At 63.0% G+C, this 2,911-nt stretch carries 3 protein-coding genes; 2 read left to right on the top strand and 1 reads right to left on the bottom strand.

Annotation, left to right across the window (positions count from 1 at the left end):
- Positions 1-550: hypothetical protein (locus RKP46_RS15320; protein ID WP_311107436.1), on the bottom strand; the 550-nt coding region annotated here is incomplete at its 3' end.
- Between RKP46_RS15320 and RKP46_RS15315 the strand changes: the two genes are divergently transcribed.
- Positions 545-2,521 (top strand): DUF3987 domain-containing protein, encoded by a 1,977-nt coding sequence (locus RKP46_RS15315; protein ID WP_311107435.1) that lies wholly within the window; start codon positions 545-547, stop codon positions 2,519-2,521. The two genes, RKP46_RS15320 and RKP46_RS15315, sit on opposite strands and share 6 nt — an antisense overlap.
- Positions 2,518-2,907, top strand: a complete 390-nt coding sequence (locus tag RKP46_RS15310) for a hypothetical protein (RefSeq protein ID WP_311107434.1) — start codon at positions 2,518-2,520, stop codon at positions 2,905-2,907. The genes RKP46_RS15315 and RKP46_RS15310 overlap by 4 nt, the downstream gene beginning before the upstream one ends.
- The last annotated feature ends 4 nt before the right edge of the window (positions 2,908-2,911 follow it).

Here is a 2,911-nt window from a genome sequence, read left to right as displayed (position 1 = left end):
ATCGGCGCGCGGACCTTATCGCCTGGCTGGAAAAGCGCACCCGCGAAACCGGCGCAACGGCGTAGGGAGGGCGACGATGAGCGTCGTCGACAACTACATCCAGCAGTTCCGCCATGCGATTCAGGCTGCTGGCCTGACGCCACCGGAAACCATCCAGCCAGATGGAAAGCTGCGGCGCTTCGCCAGCAACGGCCGGCGGAATGATGACGCAGGATGGTATCTGCTGCACGGAGATGGAATTCCCGCCGGGAGCTTTGGCGACTGGCGGACGGGCTTGATGCAGTTCTGGCGAGCAGACATCGGCCGCGCATTGACGCCGGTAGAGGAAACCGAGCACCGGGCCAAGGCCGAGGCAATGCGGCGCGAGCGCGAAGCCGATGAAACACGGCGACGAGCAGAGGCCGCAAAGACGGCAGAGGCGATCTTGTTTGCGGCGACGCCGGCGCCAGACGACCACGCCTATCTTGTCAGCAAGGGCATCAGGGCGAACGGCGCGCTGCTGCATCAGGGAAAGCTCGTCATCCAGATGCGGGCTGAAGGCAAGGTGCACTCGCTACAATTCATCGGCGCGGACGGTGACAAGCGATTCCTGACCGGCGGGCGTGTGACGGGTTGCTATTTCAGGATCGGCAACGTGCAAGGCGCGGCGGCACTGTGCGTTGCCGAAGGCTTCGCAACGGGAGCGAGCATTCACGAAGCGACGGGCTACCCGGTGGCCGTGGCCTTCAACGCCGGCAACCTGCCTGCCATAGCGCAAGCCATGCGCGCCAAGTTTCCCGACCTGCCGGTGATTCTGTGCGCCGATGATGATTACCGCACCGAGGGCAATCCTGGCATGACCAAAGCGACCGAGGCGGTGCGGGCTGTCGGCGGGCTGCTGGCAGTCCCTGACTTCGGCGCCGGCCGGCCGGAATGGGCGACGGACTTCAACGACCTGGCGCTACTGTGCGGCGCGGATGCTGTGGCGCGGGCCATAGCGAACGCAACGGCACCGGCAACGGATGAGCATCAACTCGGCAACGATGACGCGCCAGCTGGCGATTCTGAGGGCAACGGCTGGCCTGATCCGCAACCTCTGTCCGCCAAGATCGAGCCGGAACCCTACCCGGTTGACGCACTGCCCGAAACCATCCGGGCGGCTGTGGAAGAGGTAGCGGGCTTCGTCAAGGCACCTTTCCAGATGGTGGTTTCGTCGGCATTTGGCGCGCTGTCTCTGGCCTGTCAGGCACACGTGGACATCAAGCGCGCGGAAAAGCTGACCGGGCCGACGAGTTTGTTCCTGCTTACGATCGGGGATTCAGGCGAGCGTAAATCAACCTGTGACGGGTTCTTCGTCACGGCCATTCGTGACTATCAGGAGCAGCAGGCAGAGGCCATGAAGCCTGCGATCGAGCGCCATCTAGCCGAAATGGACGCCTGGACCGCAGAGCGCAACGGGATTCTTGAGGCGATCAAGGCGTCGGGGAGATCCGGCAAGCCGACCGACGACCTGCGCGCCAGTCTCGCCCAACTGCAGCACGCCAAGCCGGAATCGCCGAGAGTGCCACGGCTGTTACTCGGCGACGAAACGCCGGAGAACCTCGCCTGGCGGCTGGCGCGTCAGTGGCCATCGGCAGGCGTGATTTCGAGCGAAGCTGGGCTGATTCTGGGCTCGCATGGCATGGGGAAAGATTGCGTCATGCGCAACCTCGGTCTGTTGAACGTGTTGTGGGACGGCGGCGAGCTTTCGATAGGCCGGCGCACTTCGGAATCATTCACGGTCAAGGGTGCGCGGCTGACGGTGGCGCTGCAAATCCAAGAACCGACACTGCGGAGCTTCTTCGACAAGTCCGGTACGCTGGCGCGCGGATCGGGCTTTCTCGCTCGCTTTCTCGTGGCCTGGCCGGAATCGACACAGGGCTATAGGCCCTTTTCGGAAGCGCCAGCCAACTGGCCGCACCTGGCGAAGTTCCATCGCCGAATTGCCGAGATTTTGAATCAGCCGGCACCGATCGGCGATGACGGCGCGCTGACCCCGCAAATGCTGGCGCTGACCCCGGCAGCGAAGGCCGCCTGGGTGGAGTACCACGACGCGGTAGAGGCGGAGCTGCGCGCTGGCGGCGAGTTGTACGACGTGCGCGACGTAGCGAGCAAATCCGCTGACAACGCGGTACGGCTGGCGGCGCTGTTCCATGTCTTCGAGCACGGCGCGGGTGCTGTCGGGCCGGAAGCTTTCGAGGGCGCAAGCAGGATAGCCGCCTGGCATCTGAACGAGTCGCGGCGATTCTTCGGGGAACTGGCGCTGCCGGCGGAACTGGCGGATGCGGCACGGCTGGATAGTTGGCTGATCGAGTATTGCCAGCGGGAGCGCACGCATATGGTCGGCAAGAATCACGTTCGCCAGCATGGGCCACTTCGGGACGGCGGCAGACTCGACGCGGCAATCAAGGAGCTTGCCGAGCTTGACCGCATTCAGATCAGGAAGGACGGCAAGAAGATCACCATTCACGTGAACCCGGCGCTGATCGGAATCTCGTCATGAGCCTGGCTCAACTGATCCACAAAAAGCGACCTGTGGCAGTTGCTACTGCTATTCCTGCTATTTCTGCTACACATGGGCAGGAACGGGTGGGAACAGTAGCAAGAATAGCAACTGTAGCAGTAGCAAACCCCACGGAAGCCCAAAACGACAACGGGAACAGTAGCAGGAATAGCACGAATAGCAGTAGCAAACCCTGCGAACAGAAAACCGAGGCGCACCAGTTCTGGCTATTTCACTTCGCCGACCACGAGCCGCTGACGGTGGCCTTCTCGCCAGCAGCGACCCATGCGGAAGTGCTCGACGCCTACCCGGATGCGTTGGCGGCTGAGCCGATCGAGCGTGTCCTTTCGGCAACCCTGCGTGAAATCCCTGACGGCGTCTGGTAGCGTA

Origin of the sequence: Accumulibacter sp., from assembly GCF_031732815.1 — a bacterium.
Lineage (GTDB): Bacteria > Pseudomonadota > Gammaproteobacteria > Burkholderiales > Rhodocyclaceae > Accumulibacter.
Note: the sequence above shows the minus strand (reverse complement) of the source record. Positions and strands in the feature narration are given on the sequence as shown.